The following is a 14,951-nucleotide window of genomic DNA, read 5'->3' as shown; positions in this document are numbered from 1 at the left end:
GCGAAGTGCAACCTCAGGCACGATCGTACGCTGCCCGGGCCCCAGACTCATCCCTCCGACGCCCCGTTCGTCGCAATTCGGGCATGCAAAGCTTTCTCCTGCGGCGCGATCCTGGCCCTGGCCTGGGCGATCTCCCTGCTCAGGCCGTTGGCCGCGCGCAGCACCCGCGCGGTCAGCACCGCGAGCACGACCAGACCGGCGAAGGCCACGGCGACCGCCACGAAGATCCACGTCATGGCATGCGAGCGTACAGGGCCAGGGCGCGGTCGGCCTCCTCGCGCACCCGCCCGGCCATCGCCTCAGGCGTCACGACCCGCCCGGTGTCGCCCAGGCGCAGCGCCAGCTTGACGATCCAGTCCTCGTCGCGGGCGCGCAGCGTGATGCGCAGCCGCCCGTCGCCCAGCTCGTCGACCCGCTCAGAAGGGTAGTACTCGGCCACCCAGCGGCCCGCCGCGCTCACCTCCAGCTCGACCAGTTCGTCGGTCGGCGAGGGGCGGAACACCCCCTGGGTCACGTCGATCGGCTCGGCGTCGGCCGGCGGGTCGGCCGGCACGTCGAGCACCTCCACACTGAGCATCCGGTCCAGGCGGAACAGCCGCATCGCCTCGGCCCGGTAGCACCAGCCCTCCAGGTAGGTGCGGCCGTCGGCCACCACCAGCCTGGTCGGGTCGACCTCGCGCGGCGTCACCTCGTCGCGTCCCGGCACGTAGTAGCGCAGCGACAGGCGGCGCTTCCTGGTCAGCCCGTCACGCACCCGGGGCAGCGCGTCCGGCGCCGCGTCGACGTCCACGGCCACCTGGCTGCTGACCGCCGCCGCTCCCGCGCCCGCCGCCTGCTCCAGCTTGGCCACGACCCGCGACAGCGCGTCGCCGTCGGAGCCGACGTCGGGCATGGCGGCCAGCATGCGCAGCGCCACCAGCAGCGCGCTGGCCTCGTCGATGCCCAGGCGCAGCGGGCGGGCTATGGTGTCGGCGTTGTCGATGACGATCTCGCCGCCGTCCCAGGAGACGTCGATGAGGTCGCCAGGGGTGTGGCCGGGCAGGCCGCACATCCACACGAGCTGCAGGTCGTCGATGAGCTGCTTCTCGCTCAGCCCGAACACCTCGGCCACCTCGCCGACCTGCGCCCCGGGGTGGGACATCAGGTACGGCACCAGCGCCAGCAGCCTCGGCAGCCGATCGGCTGAACCACTCACGTCAACGCCCCCTTCAACCTGCGGATCACGGCCTCGCGCGCGTCGGGCGGGTCGAGCACCTGGACGTCGGCGCCGAGCGAGGCCAGCCACCCGGCCAGCCGTTCCGGGTCGCCGAAGACCAGCTCGACGGTGTCCCAGCCGTCGGCGCCCTCGCGCACCTCGGCCGCCAGCTGGCGCAGGCCCTCGCCCGTGCCCTGCCGTACGCGCAGGGTGGCCGTGCGCTCCTCGAGCGGCTCGTCGGGGAAGGCGACCATCTCCCGCAGGTCGACGCCGTCGGGCACCTGCACGGCGCCCGCCTTGCCGACCGTGGCCACCTGGCCCAGGATGCGGCTGAGGCGGAAGGCGCGCGGCGCGTCGCGGCCCTGGTCGAACCCGGCGAGGTACCAGCGGCCGCGCCTGCTGACCACGCCCCAGGGCTCGACCGTACGGCTGCGCACGTTCTCGCTGCCCGCGCTGCGGTAGTCGAAGCGCACCACGCGCCGGTCGCGCACCGCCTCCCACAACGCGGGGAAGGCCGGGTCGCGGGTGTCGACGCGCAGCTCCAGCGCGCCGACCTCCTGGTGGGTCTCGATGCCGCCCGCGCGCAGCTTCAGCAGCGCCCCGGACGCGGCGTCGGCCAGGCTGGCGCGCTGCCACACCTGCGCCGCCAGGCCCAGCACGGCCGCCTCGTCGGGCTCCAGGGTGATCTCGGGCAGCTCGTAGGACTCGCGCTCGATGCGGTAGCCGGGCTCGTCCTCCCACGGGTCGCGCACGACGTCGATGGGGATGCCGATCTCGCGCAGCTCGTTCTTGTCGCGCTCGAACATGCGCTGGAACGCCTCGTCGCTGTGCCGGTCGTAGCCGGGCACCGCCTCGCGGATCTGCTCGGCCGACAGGGGACGGCGGGTGGCGAGCAGGCAGATCACAAGATTGAGCAACCGCTCGGTCTTACGGCGTGACATCTGCCTCTCTCCTCCTGCGTTCGACGCTACCCTGCCCTGGTGATCAGATGGCGCAAGGGCGAGGTGGTGCGGATCCGGCGCGAGTGGCCGGGAGCGATGGAACTCGACGTCGCCCTGCCCGAGGGACAGATCAGGGCGCTGGCCTATCCCCCGCTGGTGGGCAGCCCTGAAGTCGGCGACGACGTGCTGCTCAACACGACCGCACTCGCGATGGGTCTCGGTACGGGAGGTTACGCCATGGTGGTGGCTTACCCGAACAGATTGCCGGAAGATCCGGCCGGCCCTGGACACCTGGTGAAGGCGAGATACACCCCGATGCAGGCCACGGTGCTGGGCGCGGACGAGCAGGACTCCCCCTACCACGAGGTGCTGCGCGAGGCGGACTCGGTCGAGGGCATGCCGGTCGTGGTGGCCGACCTGCACTCGGCGCTGACGCCGATCCTGTGCGGGATGGACCGCTCGGTGCGCGCCGTCTACGTGATGCTGGACGGCGGGGCGCTGCCCGCGTGGTTCTCCATGGCCTGCGCGCAACTGCGCGAGCTCGGCTGGCTGGCCGGGGTGGTCACAGTGGGGCAGGCGTTCGGCGGCGACGTCGAGGCGGTCACCACCCACACCGGGCTGCTGGCGGCCAAGCACGTGCTGAACGCCGACGTGGCGATCGTCACGCAGGGGCCGGGCAACCTGGGCACGGGCACGAAGTGGGGCTTCTCCGGCGTCTCGGCCGGGGAGGCGGTCAACGCCGCAGCCGTGCTGCGCGGGCGGCCGGTGGCGGCGCTGCGGGTCAGCGAGGGCGACCTGCGCGAGCGGCACATCGGGGTCTCGCACCACTCGCTGACCGCCTACGGGCGGGTGGCGCTGGCGCCCGCGCAGGTCCCGGTGCCCGAGCTGCCCGGCGCGTTCGGCGAGCGGGTGCGCGACCAGGCCGAGCTGCTGGCCGTACGGCATGAGCTGGTGTCGGTGCCGGTGGACGGCCTGCACGAGGCGCTACTGGAGTGCCCCGTGCGGATGTCGACGATGGGGCGCGGCCTGGAGGAGGACCTGGCCTACTTCCTCACCTCGGCCGCCGCCGGGCGGCACGCCCTCACCCTTCTGGACTAGGCCCCTTTCCGACCTGAGAGGGACGCGTGCGGGCGGCTCGTGCGGGAGCCTGGAACGATGAAGCGAACGCCGCTCGTGCTCGCCCTGATCGCCGCCCTGGCCGCCGGTTGCGGGGGCGCCGCCACCACGGCAGCGCCGGCCGCCCAGCACTCGGGCATGCACGGAAAGGCAGCGACCGTCCCGGCCGCCGCGCCCCTGCGCCAGGGTGAGGAGTTCGTCACCCTGAAGATGCCGCAGCCATACACGACCAAGCCGCCCAACGGCGGCACGGACGAGTACCGGTGCTTCCTGATCGATCCCAAGATCACGGCGGCGGACACGTACCTCATGGGCACCCAGTTCGCCGCCCAGAACGGCGACGTGGTGCACCACGCGATCCTCTACCGGCTCGACGCGGGCAAGGTCGCCGAGGCCCAGGCCACCGACGCCGCCGCGCCGGGCGAGGGGTGGGGATGCTTCGGCGACGCGGGTGTCGGCGACGCCGACTGGATCGGCCACTGGGCGCCGGGCACCAGCGAGGTGCTGCTCGACCCGAAGCTCGGCTACCCCATGCCCGCGGGCAGCGCGCTGATCATGCAGGTGCACTACAGCACGCTGGCCCTGGCCCAGGGCCAGGTGGCGGGTCCCGACCAGTCGAGCGTGCGGATGCGCCTGGCGCACGGGCCGCACAAGGCGCTGCTCACGGCCCTGTTCCAGGCGCCGATCGAGCTGCCGTGCACGGCGCGGGAGAAGGGCGCGCTGTGCGACAGGAAGGCGGCCATCGCGGACGTCGGGCGCCGGTTCGCCGACGACGCGGAGCAGCGGACGGAGCAACTGCTGCAGTTCTGCTCGGGAGGCAAGGCGGCGCCCGGTCCGACGCAGCACTGTGACCACCAGATCGAGGGCCCGTCCACCCTCTACGCGATGGCCGGGCACATGCACCTGCTGGGCCGGGCGATCAAGGTGGAGCTCAACCCGGGCAAGCCGGGCGGCCAGACGCTGCTCGACGTACCCGAGTACAACTTCGACAACCAGGCGCTGCAGCCGCTGCCCGAGCCGGTGACGCTGAAGAAGGGCGACGTCGTCAGGGTCACCTGCACGCACGACGCCGGGCTGCGCGCCCAGCTTCCGCTGCTGGCCAAGCTGCCGCCGCGCTACGTCGTCTGGGGCGAGGGCACCCAGGACGAGATGTGCCTGGGCATCGCGGTGGCTTCGTCGTAGAACTCCTTGAACGTGAACGCCTCGGGGCCGGGCCCCTCGGCCTTGAGGCGTTCCAGGCGCGCCATGCCCTCGTCCAGGGTGGGCAGCTCGCCCTCCTCGACCCACCACATCACGCTGTACGGCTGCGCCATGTGCAGGAACCACTCCCTGCGGCGCTGCAGGACGGCCAGGTGGGCGCTCTTGTAGACGAAGTTCCACAGCGTGTCGCGCGACTCCCAGACCGAGAAGTTGATCACCAGGTGGTCGCCGTAGTCGTGCTGGACGGTGGCCGTGGGGTCGCTCTCGCTCTCCTTGAGCCGCCAGACGAAGCCGGGGGCTGCGTCGGAGAGCAGGTTGACGGGTTCGAGGTTGGCGACGAAGTCGGCGAGCTCTGGGGTGTCGAGGGGCGCGCGGAGGTGCGCCACGTTCAGCTGGGCGAGATGCATGGCTCTACTATGTCAATGATCGTTGTTTTTAGAAAGGGTCACGCAGCATTCGTCCGGTCTCGGGTCGAGTTCCGCCTCCGCCGGGTCGTGGCCGGCGCCCTCCAGCAGGCCCTGGCACAGGGCCAGGTTCATGGAGCAGACCAGCAGCGGATGGCGTTCCGCCAGCGCGTGGAACGGGCAGTTGCGCAACCTGATGCGGTCGCCCTCCTCGTACGGCTCGTAGCCCCTGGCGGCAAGCTCCTGCACGACGGTGCCGTTGAGCTCACGGCCCAGGCGCTCGCCCGCCTTCCTCGCGGCCTTCTCCGCCTGCTCGTCGCCGCCCAGCAGGTCGACCACGTCGGCCAGCAGCGTGGCCATGGCCGGGTAGTCGCGCGGCGGCAGGCTGAACGAGCGCTCCACCCGCGCCCTGCTGTACACCTTCGCCGGGCGGCCCGACCCAGGGCCCTTCTTGGCCGGGGCGCGGAAGCCGCTCTCCAGGAGTCCAGCGTCGACGAGCTTGTCCAGGTGGAAGGCGGCCAGCGTGCGGGAGATGCCCGCCGCCTCCGCCGCCTCGGCCCTGCCCACCGCCCGGCGGCTGCGGGCGACCAGGTCGTAGAGGCTGCGCCGTACCGGGTCCTGCAGCTCGGACAGGGCCTCGAGGTCATCGCCGCTCACACCGGGAGTCTAGGCGGTCACCGGCACGCCCAGCGGACCAGCTCGGGGCAGCTCTCCACGTAGCCGAGGAAGCTGTCGTCGGTCATCGGCCACCAGTCAGGCTCCAGGCCGATCCTCGCCACCAGGGCCACGGCCGCGACCGCTGAGACCAGGGTGAGCAGCCAGACCAGGAACCCGCCCTTGGCGCCCTTGTGGTCGTGGCGGACCTTGCTGGCTGCGGCGGTGGAGCTCAGGAGGGCGTAGGCGAGGGCGGTGTAGCGGGGCAGGGTGATCTCCACCTGCAGGTCGTTGGGGAAGGCCAGGGCCAGGATGGCTCCGGCCCCGGTGGCGAGGGCCAGGAAGGTGGCCTGCTGGAGGGCGCGCAAGACGCCGACCAGCGGGGCTCCGAGCAGGACCGACAGGGCCGCCGCCACCCGCCTTCCCGGCGTCCAGTCCCGCTTGGTCGTGGTGAAGGGGAGGATCGCGACGGTGGCCGCGCCGTACAAGGCTGCGGCCAGCATGATCGCGGCGGCTCCCGCCACAGGGAAGACGGCCACCAGGGGCGGGGCCAGGACGGCTGCCGCCAGCAGGAGGAGGCCCGTCCAGGAGAGCGCCTTCGCGCGAACGACGTCGGTGGGCTGCGCGGCCCGCTGTGTGTAGGAGGCGGTTGGCGCGCTGGCCCTGTAGGGCTCACCACTCAGTTCGGCCAGGAGGTGGGCGGCGGAGTGGGTCGCCGCCTTGGCCACCAGGTCCTTCAGGGGAGGCGCGAGCTCGCCGCCCCCGGCGTACGTGACGATCTCCGCCCAGGCGAGGACGTCGGCCGCCGGGTCGGTGGTTGTGCCGAGCCACGCCTCAAGGCCGATCACGGCCCTGCCGTCGTTCACCCGCACGGCGTCGGGCGTCAGGTGGCCGAGCGTGAACCCCTCGGCGTGACAGGCCGCGACCGCCCTCAGGACGTCCGTGGCGACGACCGTCAGAGCCTCCACCGGCAGCGGCTCCTCGGTCAGCGGGACGCCGGGGACGGGGGTCGTGACGATGTACGGCTCCGCCGCAGACAGATCCGCGCCGAGCACCTCCACCAGATGCGGGATCCGGCCGCGCCGCAACGCCTGGACGGCCCGCGCCTGGACGTGCCTGGCAGCGGGATCCAGGAAGCGCACCAGCACCTCGTTCCCGTCGGCCGCGACCGCACGCGCGGCCGCTGCGGGCCGATCCTCAGGGTCGACCACGCGGTATGGGCCGACCCACATGCGCCGCTCCACGTGTCCGCCGGTGGCCCCGATCCGATCCCAGTACAGCGCCCCTCCCCGCGCCCGGCAAGGCCTGGCTTTCCGCGAGCGCGCGCGTACACTGTGTGCTGATCCCATGGAGGCGCCATGGTGGCGGTGTCCCCTCTCGCTCCCAGCGATCCGCCCAGGCTCGGGCCGTACCACCTGCTCGGACGCCTGGGCTCCGGCGGCCAGGCGGTCGTCTACCTGGGCCTGACACCTGCGGGGCCTTGGGTGACAAGGCGCGCGAGGCGCTGGTGCGCGAGGCCAGGGCGGCGCTGCGGGTCGCCAGGTTCTGTACGGCGAGCGTCCTGGCCATCGACCTCGACGGCGACCAGCCGTACATCGTCAGCGAGTTCGTCGACGGGCCCTCCCTGCACAGCCTGGTCCGCACCGGCGGGCCGTTCACCGCCTCCCAGGCCCTGCACCGGCTGGCCGTCGGCATGGCGACCGCGCTGACGGCGATCCATCGGGCCGGGATCGTGCACCGGGACTTCAAACCGGCCAACGTGCTGGTCGGGCCGGACGGTCCCCGGGTGATCGACTTCGGGATCGCGCGGATCCTGGACGCCACCCACTCCTCCACCGATCAGTTCATGGGCACCGCCCCCTACATGGCGCCCGAGCAGATCCACGGGTCCAAGGTGGGGCCCGAGGCGGACGTGTTCGCGTGGGGGTCGACGGTGACGTTCGCGGCGTCCGGGCGGCCGCCGTTCGGGCAGGACGCGGTTCCGGCGATCGTCAACCGGGTGTTGCACGGTGAGCCGGATCTTTCCGGGGTGCCGGTGGGGTTGCGCGAGGTGGTGGGGGCCTGCCTGGACAAGCATCCTGACCGGCGGCCTTCGGCGCAGGAGGTGTTGCTGGAGTTGCTGACGGCTCCGGGGGACGCGCCTGCCGAGGTGTCTGCGGCGTTGCTGTCGGGGTCGGCGCAGGCTTCCCTGGTACGGCACGCACCCCCGCCCCCTCCCTCGACACAGGCGAACACCACCATCTCTGCCCACCCCCTCCCCACCCCAGGCAGAACCCTCGCCTATCCCCCGCAGGAGAGCGCGCAATGGCGGGGCATGCCGCCGGGATCCGCCCCAGGCGGCACGGCGGCGCCGGACTCACGACAGGCGGAGGCGCGAGGGGCAGCGACCTCGGAAGGTTCGGGGGCGCAGGGGGCAATGGCCGCGCGATGGGGCGTTCCGGGTGCGGAAGGGCAGGGGGGCGCGCCGGATGGGGCGGGGGCTTACTGGGGCGGCCAGGGGTGGGCGGACCAAGGATCGGGCCCGCCCGGGATGGACTCGCGGGGAGTGCGGTGGTCTCCTGGAGAGGGGGAGTTGGTTGGGCGGTTACCGGCGATCCGGCCTAGTGGGGGCTTCTACGTGATTCCTGCCGTCGTCATGCCTGTCGCGGTGCTGGTCTGGCTGGTCGTGGCCAGCCCGGTGGGGCACGCGGCGGCTCTCGTGCTGTTCGCCGGATCGGTGGTCACGGCGGCCTGGGTGGCAGTGGCCAGAGGGGCGGCGCGGAGGCGGCGGCGGCTGGCCGGGGCGCTGGTGTTCCGCGACCAGCGGCAGGCGTGACCCGTGGCGTACACCTGGGCGCCCTGGTCGCGCACCGACACCCCTGGGCTCGCGCGCCGCATCCTCCCCGAGGCCGGACGCTACCTGCGGCTCGACCTGCCGCTCCCCCGTGACGCCACCCCCAAGGAGCGGCGGGAGGCGCTCGACGCGGTCCTGGGAGCGGTGCGGGCGGAGCGGTTGCGGTTCGACGCGGTTCCCGTGGACACGGCGCTGGTGCAGGTACGGTCGCCCGGGGAGGTCATGGACGGGCACGCCACCCCGCTCGACGTCGCGGCGTTGCTGTGCGGGGCGTGTGCGGGGGCCGGGCTGCTGGCCGTACTCGCGGTGGCGGTCAGGGGGGCGCCGGTGGTGCTGGTGGGGCTGACGCGCGGGATCGGCGAGTGGGCGGCGGTGCCGCTGTTCGCCGAGGGCGTCTCGCGGGACGAGGCGGCGATCCGTGCCCTGTCCGGCGCTTATGCGGTGGTCGACCCCCTGGACCTCCTGTCAGGCGTCCCGGCCCGCCGCGTGACCGACCCTCCAGAATGCTTCCCTGTTGAGCGCCCCGACGCCCCTCGCGGGCCTGCCGGAAGCGACCCCTCCACACCCCAGGGACCTGACGGAAGCGCCGGGCGGGTGGGTGACCGGCGGGGGCATCCTCGGGGGGTGCCCGGCTGGCGGGTGGGGGACTTTCGCGGGGCCCGTGAGCGGACCGACGGGTTCCCCGCCGGTTTCGAGCTGCTGTTCGCCGTCGACGTCGCCACCGAGTGGTGCGCGCGCGGCGTGGAGCCGCTGCGGCTGTCCGGGCACGACGACATCGTCGTCGCGAACGGCCAGGCCGTGTCCCTCACCGACCCCATCCCCAAGCCGGCGGTCCCCCTGGTGCGCCCGCTGGCCCGGCCGGTGCGGGCGACGTTCCCCCGTGACCGGGCGTTCGTCGGCAGGACGCGGGAGCTGGCCGTACTAAGGGCCGCCCTCGCCCCGGGCGCGGTCGTCACGCTGGCCGGCCCCCCGGGCTCAGGGCGTACGGCGGTGCTGCGCGAGCTGGCCCACAACGCATCCGGCGAGGACTTCCCCGACGGTGTCGTCTGCCTCGACGGCTCGGGCGACCTGCTGTTCGACCTGTTCCAGGTGTTCTACGCCACCGACCGCCCCTACCGCCCCTCCCCCCACGAGCTGGCCTGGTACCTGGCCGGGCTGCGCGCGCTCGTCCTGGTCGACGACGCAGAACTCCCCCGCGCCCACCAGGACCGCCTGCTGCACGACCTGCCTGGTCTGGCGCTCGTCCTGGCCACGACGGTCCCCGACACCGGCGGCATCGTCGTCACCCTCCCGCCCCTCGGCGCCCACGACGCGGCGGAGCTGTTCGCCGCCAGGCTGGGCAGGCGGCTCGACGACCGCGAGAACGCCGCGGCCGCAGCCGCCTGGCGTGACGTCGGCGGCCACCCAGCCGCGCTCGCCGCGGCGGCCGAGCACCTGCGGGCCGGCGAGCCGGGCTCGGGGCCACGGCACGTGGCGACCGTCTTCCACCGCCTGCCGCCGCCCCAGCGCGACGTCCTGGCGCTCCTGGCCGCGCTCGAGGTCCCGGTCGCTGCCGACCACCTGAGTGCCGCGCTGGGGACGGCGTGCCACGAGGCCCTCTGGGCGCTGATGGAACGCGGGCTGGTCGACGGCGGGCCGCTGCGCTTCCGCGCCACGCCGTACGTCTGCGCCGCCCTCGCGCCCGAGATCAACGCCAGGGTCTGGCACGAGCGCATGCTCGGCCACCTCGCCGTGTGGATCGAGCTCAACGCCGGCGACAGGGACCGGGTGCTGGCCGACCAGGCGCTGCTGGTCAGGATGGCGGTCTGGAGCGACAGGGCCGGGTACGGCGAGCGGGCCGTCGCGCTGCTGCGCGCGGTGGAGGACAGCCTCGTGCTGTCCGGGCGCTGGGAGACCGCCGGCCGCGTCGCCCTGATCGCGGGCGGGGCGGCGATCCCGGCCCTGGCCCTCGCGCAACTTCTCGAAGCGGGTGCGAGCGCGGCGACCGGCCCGGCGAGCGTCTCAGGCGTGGCCGGTGGGACGGGACTGTCGGACGCGGCGTCCTCGGCGGGCCCCGGAATGTCCGGCTCGTCCGGCGGCGCGTCCTCAGCGGCGTCCAGCGGGAGCGCGGGCGGGGCCGGCGGGGGCGCGGCCGGAGGGTCGCTCGTCACCGGCAAGACGCTGGTCGCCTGCGTCACGGCGACCACCCTGGCGACCGGCGGCCTCACCGGGACCGTGCAGGCGCAGACCTCGTTCAAGGAACGTTCCCAGGTGTCCGGCGCCGTGAGCGCACCGCGCGAGCTGTCCTTCGGCCGCGTGGCGCTCGGCTGGAACCGCGAGAAGACCATCACCCTCACCAACGTCGGCCCGGCGCCGCTGACCCTGTCCCCCAAGGTCGCCAGCCAGGACTTCTCCGTGGTCGGCGGCACCTGCACGACCGGCGCCGTCCGCCCCGGCGACCCCTGCACGCTGCGGCTGCGCTTCCAGCCAGCACGGGCGGGCACCCGCGCCGCGAGCCTGTACGCCGGGCAGGCCGTGGTCGCGCTGTCGGGCAAGGGCCTGCCGACCCTGGCCACCGGACAGCTCACCGGCACCTACCGGCTGGCCAAGGTCGCCTACTCCTGCCGGATCCCCGAGGCCCCGCCCGAGATGTGCGCGGCCATCAAGCAGGAGGTGCAGGCGGAGCTGCAGCGGGAGGTCGCCTCCGCCCCGCCGATACCGATCCGCCAGGTCGTGCCCTGCGCGGGCACGAAGTGCGCCTACCGGGTGGACGACCCGTGGTGGGGCACCTTCACCATCCACCCCTACACGCTGGGCGGCTACGTCGTGCTCGACTCAGGGCTGCAGGCCGACGTGCAAGACCAGGTCGACCAGATGGCGCGCAACCTGGGATCGAACGCCCAGGTGCAGGTCACCAGCGTCTCGGCCCGGCTGGTCGTGCGCCGCGGCGCACCCAGGATTGTGGTGTCCGCCGCGATGACCGCCCTGGTGTCCGGCCGCACCCTGCACAGCCAGGAGAGCTACACCTACGACTTCACGCGTCAGTAGGCGGCCAGCACGTCCACGACGAAGATCAGCGTGTCGTCGCCCTTGATGCCCGCCGCGGGATGCCCGGCCGCGCCGTACGCGGAAGAGGGCGGCGCGATGATCGCGACCCTGCTGCCCACCGGGACGCCGACCAGCGCCTTGTCCCACGCCTTGATGACGCTGCCGTCACCGATCTTGAAGGCTCTGGGCTGGCCGGAGGTCCAGGTGGAGTCGAAGACGCGGCGCCCGGCCCAGACCGCGCCCTCGTACTGCGTCACCAGCAGCTGTCCCGCCTCCGTCCTGGGTCCCGCGCCCTTGGCGAGCACCTTGGAGGCGAAACGCGGCGGCGCCGCCGTACCCGGAATGACGATCTTGGGCCGGGAGCCGCCCACCCGGACCCCGGCCAGCGAGCCGCCACCGCCCACGGAAGCGCCTTTGGGGTGGGTGCCGAGGATGTCGACCACGTAGAACAGGTCGTCGGAGGCGCCGATGCCGCGCGGCGGGTTGGCGCCGAACCCCTCGCCCGGCGGGATCGCCGCGATCACCCGGCTGCCGACCTTGCGCCCGCGCAGCGCCTTGTCCAGGCCGGGCAGCAGCGAGCCGACGGGGAAGGCGGCCGGGGTGCCCCGGTTGAAGCTGGAGTCGACGAGGCGGTTCTCCTCGCCGTCCCAGATGTGCGCGGTGTACTGCACGATGGCCAGGTCGCCGGTGCGCAGCTGCGTCCCCTTGCCCGAGGTCAGCTCGTCGATCTGCAGCGTGTCAGCGGGCTCGCCGCCGGGGAAGACGATCGTGGGTTTGGCGCCGAACGCGCCGCCGACCTTCAGGTCGAGGTCCTGCCCCTGGGCGCCGGTGCAGGCGGCCAGGAGCAGCAGGGGTAACAGCACAGCGAGCGGCCGCATCGGCGTCCTTCCCCAGGAACGACTGTGGCCCGGCGAACCGGGCCACGTGATGCTATCGCCTTATCAGAACAGGTGTCAGTAAGCCGCGAGTACGTCCACGGTGAAGACCAGCGTGCTGTTGGCCGGGATGCCGCCGTTGGCCTGCGCGCCGTAGCCGAGCTCCGGCGGGATCACCAGCAGCAGGCGGCTGCCGACGGTGGCGCCGTTGAGCGCCTGGTCCCAGCCCTTGATGACCTGGACCTCCGCGGTGCCGATGCCCTGGACGGTGAACGGCTCGCCGCCCCAGCTGGAGTCGAACTGCTTGTCGGTGCCCCAGATCTTGCCCGTGTAGTGCACGACCGCGCTCTGGCCCTTCTTCACCGCCGGGCCGGTGCCCTTGATGATCGTCTTGTTGACGAACTCCTTGGGCGCCTTCTCGTCGGTCTTGGTGGTGAGCTTGGGCGCCTCGGTGCCGCCCGGGTTCTCCACCTTCACGCCCTTGACGCCGGGGTCGGTCGCGGTGCCCACGGCCGCCTTGGGCAGCGTGGAGACCGGGTCGATCACGAACACCTTCGGCTTGGAGGTGTCCGTACCCTGCTTCTTGGCGTTCTCCTGCTCTTCCTTGGTGTAGCTGTCCTGCGCCACCACCGCCATGAACCGGCCGCCCAGCTTCGTCTTGGCGAAGCCGTCCACCATGACCTTCGGCATGTTGTCGCTGATCTGGATGGGCTCGGGCTTCTTCGCGGTGTAGGTGGTGCCTTCCTTCTTGTTGTCCTTGCCGTCCCACGTCCACACGGTCAGGTTGACGAAGACGGTGTCGCCCTTGGCCAGCGCCGCCCCGGACCCGGCGTTGAGCACCTGGTAGGACGACTTGGCCGCCGGGTCACCGGTGGGGAAGGTGACCTGGGGCTCGGCGCCGGCGGCTCCCGCGACCTTCAGGCCGCCGGCGTCGGTGCTGCCACCGCATGCGGCAGCGAAAAGCAAAGGAACAGCGGCCAGTACGGCCAGGCGGCGGCGCATGGAGATCCTTCGGAGACAGACGGGTAGGGTTCGCGCCACACTACCGGAGATCGATGTAGGCCCGAGGTAAACGGGCTTTCACATTCCGGCGATGAGCTTGTCCACCCTCTCGTCGACGCTGCGGAAGGGATCCTTGCACAGCACGGTGCGCTGAGCCTGATCGTTCAGCTTCAGGTGAACCCAGTCGACGGTGAAGTCGCGCCGCTTCTCCTGCGCCTTGCGGATGAACTCCCCGCGCAGCCGGGCGCGGGTCGTCTGCGGCGGCACCGACTTGGCCTCGAAGATCTTCAGGTCGGACGCCACCCGCTCCACCGCGCCGCGCTTCTGCAGCAGGTAGAACAGCCCCCTGCGGCGGTGCACGTCGTGGTAGGCGAGGTCGAGCTGCGCGACGCGGGGCGAGGACAGCGGCAGGTCGTACTTCTTGCGGTACCGCTCGATGAGCTGATATTTCGTGACCCAGTCAATCTCGCGGGAGACCAGGTCGAGGTTGCCCGTCTCGACCGCGTGCAGCGTGCGCTCCCACAGCTCCAGCACCCGCCGAGCGACCGGGTCGCCGCCGCGGCGGTCGACGAAGTCCTTGGCCTTGGACAGGTATTCCTGCTGGATCTCCAGCGACGACGCCTCGCGCCCGTTGGCCAGCCGTACCCGCCGCCTGCCGGTCATGTCGTGGGAGACCTCGCGGATGGCCCTGATCGGGTTCTCCAGCGACAGGTCGCGCATGACGGTGCCCGCCTCGATCATGCGCAGCACCAGGTCGGTGGCGCCGACCTTGAGCAGCATCGTGGTCTCGCTCATGTTGGAGTCGCCGACGATGACGTGCAGGCGGCGGAACCGCTCGGCGTCGGCGTGCGGCTCGTCGCGGGTGTTGATGATCGGCCTGGACCGGGTGGTGGCGCTGGAAACGCCCTCCCAGATGTGCTCGGCGCGCTGGGAGACGCAGTAGACGGCGCCGCGCGGGGTCTGCAGCACCTTGCCGGCGCCGCAGATGATCTGGCGGGTGACCAGGAAGGGGATCAGCACGTCGGCCAGGCGGCCGAACTCGCCGTGCCTGCCGACCAGGTAGTTCTCGTGGCAGCCGTAGGAGTTGCCGGCGGAGTCGGTGTTGTTCTTGAACAGGTAGATGTCGCCGGCGATGCCCTCTTCGCGCAGCCGTTTCTCCGCGTCGACGAGCAGGCCTTCGAGGATGCGCTCGCCCGCCTTGTCGTGGGTGACGAGTTCGATGACGTTGTCACACTCTGGTGTTGCGTACTCGGGGTGGCTGCCCACGTCGAGGTACAGACGTGCGCCGTTGCGGAGGAAGACGTTGCTCGATCGGCCCCAGGACACGACTCGGCGGAAGAGATAGCGGGCGACCTCGTCCGGTGACAGCCTGCGCTGCCCGCGGAAGGTGCAGGTCACGCCGTACTCGTTCTCCAGCCCGAAGATGCGACGATCCATCACCTCACACTAGTTCCCCCGGTAGGCCAGCGGGAGAGATCTTGCACGGGTTTTCGGATATACGGACAGTCGCGAGCGCCGAACGGTGAGTTTCCAAGCGAAAAGGCCTTCTTGCCGGTACGGCGGAGCCGCGGAACACGCCACCCGCCGCACGTGGCCAAGCCCCCAGGGAGGGTGACGCTCACCGAGCGGACGTGGCAGGCCACCGCAACGAACCCCGCACTCCCCCGAGGCGGTAACCCCTTCGGCGCTTCCCTGGCGTTGTTA

Annotated in this window: 13 protein-coding genes; 4 read left to right on the top strand and 9 right to left on the bottom strand. The window is 72.3% G+C overall.

Going from position 1 to position 14,951, the window contains the following annotated elements; all coding sequences use genetic code 11:
• Positions 1 to 47: 47 nt before the first annotated feature.
• The 3 genes from ACIBG8_RS01270 to ACIBG8_RS01260 are packed head-to-tail and all read right to left on the bottom strand — an operon-like array spanning position 48 to position 2,136.
• Positions 48 to 236, bottom strand: a complete 189-nt coding sequence (locus ACIBG8_RS01270; RefSeq protein WP_397340417.1) for a hypothetical protein — start codon at positions 234 to 236, stop codon at positions 48 to 50.
• Entirely contained in the window at positions 233 to 1,195 is a 963-nt protein-coding gene (locus tag ACIBG8_RS01265; protein WP_397340416.1) for a helix-turn-helix transcriptional regulator, read from the bottom strand. The genes ACIBG8_RS01270 and ACIBG8_RS01265 overlap by 4 nt, the downstream gene beginning before the upstream one ends.
• Positions 1,192 to 2,136 (bottom strand): helix-turn-helix transcriptional regulator, encoded by a 945-nt coding sequence (locus ACIBG8_RS01260; RefSeq protein ID WP_397340415.1) that lies wholly within the window; start codon positions 2,134 to 2,136, stop codon positions 1,192 to 1,194. Before ACIBG8_RS01260 ends, ACIBG8_RS01265 begins: the two co-directional genes overlap by 4 nt.
• A 39-nt stretch (positions 2,137 to 2,175) precedes the next feature.
• On the opposite strand from ACIBG8_RS01260, the gene ACIBG8_RS01255 reads away from it, so the two are divergent.
• Positions 2,176 to 3,234 carry a DUF3866 family protein gene (locus ACIBG8_RS01255; RefSeq protein ID WP_397340414.1) on the top strand — a complete coding sequence of 353 codons (1,059 nt, stop codon included), beginning with the start codon at positions 2,176 to 2,178 and terminating at the stop codon, positions 3,232 to 3,234.
• 57 nt (positions 3,235 to 3,291) lie between these two features.
• Positions 3,292 to 4,434, top strand: coding sequence for a monooxygenase (locus ACIBG8_RS01250; RefSeq protein ID WP_397340413.1), 1,143 nt, complete (start codon positions 3,292 to 3,294; stop codon positions 4,432 to 4,434).
• Here ACIBG8_RS01250 and ACIBG8_RS01245 read toward each other — a convergent pair.
• The 3 genes from ACIBG8_RS01245 to ACIBG8_RS01235 are packed head-to-tail and all read right to left on the bottom strand — an operon-like array spanning position 4,368 to position 6,742.
• Positions 4,368 to 4,859: a DUF3291 domain-containing protein gene (locus tag ACIBG8_RS01245; RefSeq protein ID WP_397340412.1), complete on the bottom strand. Its 492-nt coding sequence runs from the start codon at positions 4,857 to 4,859 to the stop codon at positions 4,368 to 4,370. The two genes, ACIBG8_RS01250 and ACIBG8_RS01245, sit on opposite strands and share 67 nt — an antisense overlap.
• A 12-nt stretch (positions 4,860 to 4,871) precedes the next feature.
• Positions 4,872 to 5,513 carry a helix-turn-helix transcriptional regulator gene (locus ACIBG8_RS01240; RefSeq protein ID WP_397340411.1) on the bottom strand — a complete coding sequence of 214 codons (642 nt, stop codon included), beginning with the start codon at positions 5,511 to 5,513 and terminating at the stop codon, positions 4,872 to 4,874.
• Between the two features lie 17 nt (positions 5,514 to 5,530).
• Positions 5,531 to 6,742, bottom strand: coding sequence for a hypothetical protein (locus tag ACIBG8_RS01235; protein ID WP_397340410.1), 1,212 nt, complete (start codon positions 6,740 to 6,742; stop codon positions 5,531 to 5,533).
• A gap of 248 nt (positions 6,743 to 6,990) precedes the next feature.
• Between ACIBG8_RS01235 and ACIBG8_RS01230 the strand changes: the two genes are divergently transcribed.
• Both ACIBG8_RS01230 and ACIBG8_RS01225 read left to right on the top strand, forming a co-directional pair.
• Positions 6,991 to 8,325, top strand: coding sequence for a protein kinase (locus tag ACIBG8_RS01230; RefSeq protein WP_397340409.1), 1,335 nt, complete (start codon positions 6,991 to 6,993; stop codon positions 8,323 to 8,325).
• A 3-nt stretch (positions 8,326 to 8,328) separates the two neighbouring features.
• Positions 8,329 to 11,370, top strand: a complete 3,042-nt coding sequence (locus ACIBG8_RS01225; protein WP_397340408.1) for a choice-of-anchor D domain-containing protein — start codon at positions 8,329 to 8,331, stop codon at positions 11,368 to 11,370.
• Here the strand turns inward: ACIBG8_RS01225 and ACIBG8_RS01220 are convergent.
• The 3 genes from ACIBG8_RS01220 to pafA form a co-directional block, all read right to left on the bottom strand.
• Positions 11,364 to 12,248 carry an FKBP-type peptidyl-prolyl cis-trans isomerase gene (locus ACIBG8_RS01220; protein WP_397340407.1) on the bottom strand — a complete coding sequence of 295 codons (885 nt, stop codon included), beginning with the start codon at positions 12,246 to 12,248 and terminating at the stop codon, positions 11,364 to 11,366. The two genes, ACIBG8_RS01225 and ACIBG8_RS01220, sit on opposite strands and share 7 nt — an antisense overlap.
• Before the next feature lie 75 nt (positions 12,249 to 12,323).
• A complete protein-coding gene (locus tag ACIBG8_RS01215) occupies positions 12,324 to 13,247 on the bottom strand; it encodes an FKBP-type peptidyl-prolyl cis-trans isomerase (RefSeq protein WP_397340406.1) in 924 nt (307 codons plus the stop codon).
• A gap of 78 nt (positions 13,248 to 13,325) precedes the next feature.
• Positions 13,326 to 14,684, bottom strand: a complete 1,359-nt coding sequence (gene pafA / locus ACIBG8_RS01210) for a Pup--protein ligase (RefSeq protein WP_397340405.1) — start codon at positions 14,682 to 14,684, stop codon at positions 13,326 to 13,328.
• Positions 14,685 to 14,951: the final 267 nt, after the last annotated feature.

It is taken from the genome of Nonomuraea sp. NPDC050556 (genome assembly GCF_044457355.1).
Lineage (GTDB): Bacteria > Actinomycetota > Actinomycetes > Streptosporangiales > Streptosporangiaceae > Nonomuraea.
The sequence above is the reverse complement of the archived record's forward strand: the minus strand, read 5'-3'. Positions and strand labels throughout refer to the sequence as shown.

Coding starts and splice junctions, on each gene's coding strand:
- ACIBG8_RS01245 (WP_397340412.1), bottom strand. CDS start 4,859: ATGCATCTCGCCCAGCTGAACGTGGCGCACCTCCGCGCGCCCCTCGAC.
- pafA (WP_397340405.1), bottom strand. CDS start 14,684: ATGGATCGTCGCATCTTCGGGCTGGAGAACGAGTACGGCGTGACCTGC.
- ACIBG8_RS01215 (WP_397340406.1), bottom strand. CDS start 13,247: ATGCGCCGCCGCCTGGCCGTACTGGCCGCTGTTCCTTTGCTTTTCGCT.
- ACIBG8_RS01270 (WP_397340417.1), bottom strand. CDS start 236: ATGACGTGGATCTTCGTGGCGGTCGCCGTGGCCTTCGCCGGTCTGGTC.
- ACIBG8_RS01235 (WP_397340410.1), bottom strand. CDS start 6,742: ATGTGGGTCGGCCCATACCGCGTGGTCGACCCTGAGGATCGGCCCGCA.
- ACIBG8_RS01220 (WP_397340407.1), bottom strand. CDS start 12,248: ATGCGGCCGCTCGCTGTGCTGTTACCCCTGCTGCTCCTGGCCGCCTGC.
- ACIBG8_RS01250 (WP_397340413.1), top strand. CDS start 3,292: ATGAAGCGAACGCCGCTCGTGCTCGCCCTGATCGCCGCCCTGGCCGCC.
- ACIBG8_RS01260 (WP_397340415.1), bottom strand. CDS start 2,136: ATGTCACGCCGTAAGACCGAGCGGTTGCTCAATCTTGTGATCTGCCTG.